Annotated in this window: 4 protein-coding genes, 1 pseudogene and 1 riboswitch; of the genes and pseudogenes, 3 read left to right on the top strand and 2 right to left on the bottom strand. The window is 69.0% G+C overall.

The features are described from left to right. A riboswitch (cobalamin riboswitch) is annotated at window positions 1-134 on the bottom strand. This riboswitch is flagged as partial in the annotation. Between the two features lie 71 nt (window positions 135-205). From cbiE to cobM, 3 genes are read left to right on the top strand one after another with little or no spacing between them, the layout of a single operon-like run. Beyond that, window positions 206-1,429: a precorrin-6y C5,15-methyltransferase (decarboxylating) subunit CbiE gene (gene cbiE / locus VMJ11_RS34110; protein ID WP_325625616.1), complete on the top strand. Its 1,224-nt coding sequence runs from the start codon at window positions 206-208 to the stop codon at window positions 1,427-1,429. Beyond that, entirely contained in the window at window positions 1,426-2,169 is a 744-nt protein-coding gene (locus tag VMJ11_RS34105; RefSeq protein ID WP_325625614.1) for a cobalt-precorrin-6A reductase, read from the top strand. Before cbiE ends, VMJ11_RS34105 begins: the two co-directional genes overlap by 4 nt. After that, window positions 2,166-2,897, top strand: coding sequence for a precorrin-4 C(11)-methyltransferase (cobM, locus tag VMJ11_RS34100; RefSeq protein WP_325625613.1), 732 nt, complete (start codon window positions 2,166-2,168; stop codon window positions 2,895-2,897). Before VMJ11_RS34105 ends, cobM begins: the two co-directional genes overlap by 4 nt. A gap of 5 nt (window positions 2,898-2,902) precedes the next feature. Here the strand turns inward: cobM and VMJ11_RS34095 are convergent. Further along, a pseudogene (locus VMJ11_RS34095) lies at window positions 2,903-3,121 on the bottom strand (MarR family winged helix-turn-helix transcriptional regulator); the annotation flags it as partial. 123 nt (window positions 3,122-3,244) lie between these two features. Beyond that, the coding region (locus tag VMJ11_RS34090; RefSeq protein ID WP_414694564.1) for a sodium:solute symporter family protein at window positions 3,245-4,105 on the bottom strand (861 nt) is incomplete at its 5' end.

Below are 4,105 nucleotides of genomic sequence, written 5' to 3'. Positions count from 1 at the left end.
TGGGCCGCATCGGCCTTCCCGGTAAATCCAGTGGCTCGGGTGGATGCGGTCTCGCTGCTCACAGTCGCGGGGGCGGCCACAGCTTGCTGTGTTCCCTTTTATGCCTAAACGGCGCCGGCGGACACGGTATTATGCCCGTTTTCAGACGCGTTCCGACTCATGGGCGGGGCGCGGGTTCATGGCGGTGCACGGAAGCGGAGTACGAATGCAGGGCAGGCAGGCATGGCTGACGGTGGTGGGCATAGGCGACGATGGCTACGCGGGGCTCGGGCGCGATGCGCGGCGTGCGCTGTTCGACGCGGCCATCGTGACGGGCGGCGCGCGCCATCTCGCGATGCTGCCGGCGCGCGTGCGCGCGCGGCGCGAACCGTGGCCGCAGCCATTCAGTGTCGATGCACTGCTCACGCACCGCGAATCGAACGTGCGCGTATGCGTGCTCGCTAGCGGCGACCCCATGCTGTTCGGCGTGGGCGCGACGCTCGCGCGTAGCGTGGCACCCGGTGAGATGCGCGTGCTGCCCGCGCCGTCGTCGCTCTCGCTTGCGGCGGCGCGGCTGGGCTGGGCGTTGCAGGACACGGCGATGGTCTCGCTCGTCGGCCGTCCGGTCGATGCGCTGCGCCGCCATCTCCACACACGCTCGCGCGTGCTCGCGTTGAGCGCGGACGGGCGTACGCCAGCAGCGCTCGCCGCGCTGCTGGCTGACGCGGGGTTCGGCGCGACGCGTCTCGCCGTGTTCGAGCATCTGGGCGGCCCGCTCGAGCGCCGCATCGACGGCCGCGCCGACGCATGGCACGTCGATGGAGTCGCGGCGCTCAATCTGGTCGCCTTCGAATGCGAGAGCGATGCGCAAGCGCACGCGCGCGGCTGGACGCTCACGCCAGGTCTGCCCGACGAAGCCTATCGCCACGATGGCCAGCTCACGAAGCGCGACGTGCGCGCACTCACGCTCGCGCGTCTCGCGCCGACGGCCGGCGCGTTGCTCTGGGACGTGGGCGCGGGCAGCGGCTCGATCGGCATCGAGTGGATGCGCTCGCACGCGGCCTGCCGCGCGATCGCGATTGAAGCGCACGCGGAGCGTCAGCGCTTCATCGAGCACAATCGCGCGGCGCTGGGCGTGCCGGGGCTGCAGCTCGTCGCGGGCCGCGCGCCCGAGGCGCTCGCGGGGCTGGCTACGCCCGACGCCGTGTTCATCGGCGGCGGCGTGAGCGCGCCTGGCGTGCTCGATGCGTGCTGGGCGGCGCTCGCGCCCGGCGGCCGGCTCGTCGCGAACGCCGTGACGGTGCAGAGCGAAGCGGTGCTCGTGGCGTGGCGCGCGCAGCACGGCGGCACGCTCACGCGCATCGGCATCGGCGAGGCGCAGCCGTTGGGCGGATTCGATACGTGGCGCCAGGCGTTGCCGGTCACGCTCTACGAGGCCGTCAAGCCATGACGGCGCGTGTCCTGCTGCTGGGCGGCACCGGCGACGCGCTCACGATCGCGCGCACGCTCGGCTCCCAGCATGTCTACTCGCTCGCGGGCCTCGGCCGCGTGCCCGCCGATCTGGCCTGCGCGGTGCGCGTGGGCGGCTTCGGCGGCGCGCAAGGGCTCGCGCGCTTTCTCGCCGACGAAAACATCGCGCTCGTTTTCGACGCCACGCATCCCTACGCGGCGCAGATCAGCGCCAATGCGGCGCAAGCCTGCGAAGCGGCGCGGGTGCCGTACTGGACGCTGCGCCGCGCGCCCTGGCAGCCGCAGCCCGGCGACGACTGGCGCATGGTGAGCGGCTGGACCGGCGTGATCGAAGCGCTCGCGCCGTTCGCGCGGCCGCTCTTCACGCTCGGGCGCGAGCCGCTCGCGCATCTCGACGAGGTGCCCGAGCAGCAGCACTGGACGATTCGTTGCCTCGACGCTCACCGGGGCCACGCACGCGCGTGCGTAATCGACGCACGTGGGCCGTTCACGCCCGAAGGCGAGCGGGCGCTCTTCAGCGAGGCGCGCATCGACGTCGTGGTCAGCAAGAACAGCGGCGGCGCGGCGACCGAAGCGAAGCTCGCGGTCGCGCGCGAGATGGGCCTGCCCGTGGTAATGATGCGGCGGCCGCCGCTGCCGCACGCGCAATGCGAATTCGTTTCGACGCGGGAAGCGATCGCGGCGCTCGCGGCTTACCTTCAGCGGAGTTCCAACGCATGACAGTTTTCTTCATCGGCGCGGGTCCGGGCGATCCCGAGCTGATTACCGTGAAGGGCCAGCGCCTCGTGCGCAGCTGCCCGGTCATTCTCTACGCGGGCTCGCTCGTGCCGCCCGCCGTGCTCGAAGGGCACCGCGCGCACCAGGTCGTGGACACCGCGCCGCTCACGCTCGACGAGATCGTCGCGCTGATCGAGGCGGCGCACGCCCAGGGCCATGACGTCGCGCGCGTGCACTCGGGCGATCCATCGCTCTACGGCGCAATCGGCGAACAGATCCGGCGCCTGCAAACGCTATGCATTCCTTATGAAATCGTGCCAGGCGTGACCGCCACCGCAGCGTGCGCCGCGGCGCTCGGCGCGGAGCTCACGCTGCCCGGCATCTCGCAGACGCTCATCCTCACGCGTTACGCCACGAAAACGTCGATGCCCGAAGGCGAGCAACTGGGAGACCTCGCGCGCCACAAGGCGACGCTCGCGATACACCTGGGCGTGCGCCATATCGCGCGCATCGTCGAGGAATTGCGGCCGCACTACGGCGAGGATTGCCCGGTTGCGGTGATCTATCGCGCGAGCTGGCCCGACGAGGAACGCGTGACGGGCACGCTGGCGGACATCGCGGAAAAGGTGCAGGCCACCGACATCGAGCGCACGGCATTGATTCTCGTGGGGCGGGTGCTGACGGCGCAAGGGTTCGCCGATTCGACGCTGTATGGGGCGTCGAAGCGATAGCGTTTCTACGAAAGCGCACGCAACTGCTGACGCAGCCGATCGACCTCGGCTGGAGAGAATGGCTTCTCGATTTCGGCATGCGTTTGCTGCCACAAAGGGAACGCTTTGGCGAGCAATCGTTCGCCTTCGGGCGTCAGGCTGAGCAGCCTGCTGCGCCTGTCTTCGGGATCCTGCTCGATGACCACGAGGCCGCGCCGCTCGAGCGGCTGTACGCACGCCCCGAGGCCCCGCAACGCATCGCCGAGGCATTCAAGGCGGCGTGAATGAAAAAACAGCCCAATCAGCGTGTGCTGATTGGGCTGAGTTACCTGAATTGATCAGGATAACGATGCTATTGTCGGCGTCGTTCAATGTGCCCGCGCATGCTCGTGATCCACGTGCGTTCGCGGTTGCGTCACCATGCTCACCACGGCGAGCACGATCACGTTCACGAACAGCGCGAGGAAGCCGATGTTGACGTCCTTGAGCGCATCGGGCGCGAATGGGATCAGCTGCGCGACGCTCACGTGCGTCAACGTGATGGCGATGACGACGGCCACGCCCGCCACGATGCCGCAGAACGCGCCTTGCTTCGTCACGCGATTGCGTGTGGCGAGACTGCACACGAGCGCGGGGAACAACTGCGTGACGAAGTTGTAGCCCATCAGCAGCAGCGCGACGATCGTGTCGCCGCCCTTGAGCGTGAAGCCCACCGCCACGAGCGCGACCACCGGCACGAACAGGCGCGCGAGCCTCCCGACGCTCGCGTCGTCGGCGTTCTTCGCGAAGCCGCCGCGATAGACGTCGTTGGCGAGCAGCGTCGAAGCCGTGGTGAGGATCATCGAACCCGGCACGAGCGCGGTGAGCACGCCGGCCGCGCCGATCACGCCGATGAACCACGGGTCGAAGGTCTGCAGCGCAAGGCGGAAGAGCGAGAGGTCGATATCGGGGCCCTTGAGGCCAGGCACCTTGAGCACCGCAGCAAAGCCGCAGAAGAACACGAACAGCAGGATCAACTGATAGAGCGGCAGGATCATCGCGTTACGGCGGAAGATGCGCTCGTCCTTCGCGGTGTAGACCGAGCCGAACGTGTGCGGCCACATGAAGAAGCCGAGCGCCGTGAGCAGCACGGTGGACTGGAACCACGTCACGCTCTGGCCTCTTGCCGGGAAGGTGAGGAAGCCGGGCTTGGCCGCGTCGATGGCGCGGAACATTTCGCTCAGGCTGCC

The organism is Paraburkholderia sp. (assembly GCF_035501035.1).
Classification (GTDB): domain Bacteria; phylum Pseudomonadota; class Gammaproteobacteria; order Burkholderiales; family Burkholderiaceae; genus Paraburkholderia.
This window is presented reverse-complemented; position numbering and strand designations above follow the sequence as displayed.

Coding starts and splice junctions, on each gene's coding strand:
- cbiE (WP_325625616.1), top strand. CDS start 206: ATGCAGGGCAGGCAGGCATGGCTGACGGTGGTGGGCATAGGCGACGAT.
- VMJ11_RS34105 (WP_325625614.1), top strand. CDS start 1,426: ATGACGGCGCGTGTCCTGCTGCTGGGCGGCACCGGCGACGCGCTCACG.
- cobM (WP_325625613.1), top strand. CDS start 2,166: ATGACAGTTTTCTTCATCGGCGCGGGTCCGGGCGATCCCGAGCTGATT.